Origin of the sequence: Shewanella sp. S1-49-MNA-CIBAN-0167 (assembly GCF_040310145.1) — a bacterium.
Taxonomy (GTDB): domain Bacteria; phylum Pseudomonadota; class Gammaproteobacteria; order Enterobacterales; family Shewanellaceae; genus Shewanella; species Shewanella psychromarinicola.
In genome coordinates, this window is sequence record NZ_JBEOPO010000097.1 from 1 (window position 1) to 1161 (window position 1161).

General features: G+C 41.2%; 1 protein-coding gene. It reads left to right on the plus strand.

Annotated features, from left to right (window positions below; translation table 11 throughout):
* Positions 1-182 precede the first annotated feature (182 nt).
* Positions 183-1025, plus strand: coding sequence for a class I SAM-dependent methyltransferase (locus tag AAEZ00_RS20525; RefSeq protein WP_351078138.1), 843 nt, complete (start codon positions 183-185; stop codon positions 1023-1025).
* Positions 1026-1161 lie beyond the last annotated feature (136 nt).

Consider the following 1161-nt stretch of genomic DNA (forward strand, 5'->3'; position numbering starts at 1 on the left):
TACCTAACAGATTGTTAAATTTGGCAATAATTCACACGCCAATACATTCTTACTGAGCCAAGTGCATAGGCATGTAAGATAAACACTTAAGCGACGTTTTTTTGCATCGCGGGTAGTCTTACCATACTAGGTATTTCTACCCGTTTTGTTTTACTCTCTTTCAATTAACTATCAGTGTAATTATGACTTTATCTTTATTATGTCCAGAGTGTTCGGCTTCACTAAAGCAACATCAAGCTTCATCGGGATTTTATTGTGAGAACAAACATCATTTTGATAAAAACCCTAAGGGCTACTGGCCACTGCTGAGCAACACTAAGGCCAAAACTAAGCCAAAAGTGGAGTCTCGCCAGCAAATGCGTGGGCGACATTTTTTATTGGAGTCAGGTTTGTTTGCACCGCTAATTAAACAACTTCAAACTGTGTTATTAGACTTGTGTGCAGCACGTGGCGAAACTCAGCTACAGCATATCGATTACCAATGTGCTGATGGTTATTATTTGCGCCAGCTTGTGCCTGCGTTAGCTCAAGCAAATGTATTATGTGAGCACTGGGGTATTACCGATGCTGAAAATGCTATCTTTGCAGCCGCTAAAGCTGAAACCCCGGCTAACTTATTATTGTTGGCACTAAAGAAATTACCTTTTGAATCACAATCTATCGATATTGTGACGGTACTTGATTCACCCTTGAAGGGTAAAGAGTGCATTCGTATTTTAAAAGATGATGGTCGTATTGTGTTATTGCAGCCAGGCATTCGCCATTTATGGCAAATCAAGCAGCAAGTGTATCCTGATTTAGTGGAAAAAACACTGCAGCTTAATTTACCCAATGATGTTGAAATTGATGCGCAACAACAAGTGACATTTACGCAGTCGGTGACCGGTGAGCAAGCAATAACATTACTCGACATGTCAGTATTTGGTTGGCGCGCGAATGATCAGCTAAAGCATCAAATTAAATCGACTGCCATTTCGGATTTAGAGTTTGATTGGCAGATTATAACGCTCAAAAAACGCTTATAAAAATGGCAAAATAGAGAACAAGCGTGAAAGCTGATGGAAAGCGATGACAAGCGATGACAAGCGATGAGAGCGATGAGAGCGATGAGAGCGATGAGAGCGATGAGAGCGATGAGAGCGATGAGAGCGATGAGAGCGA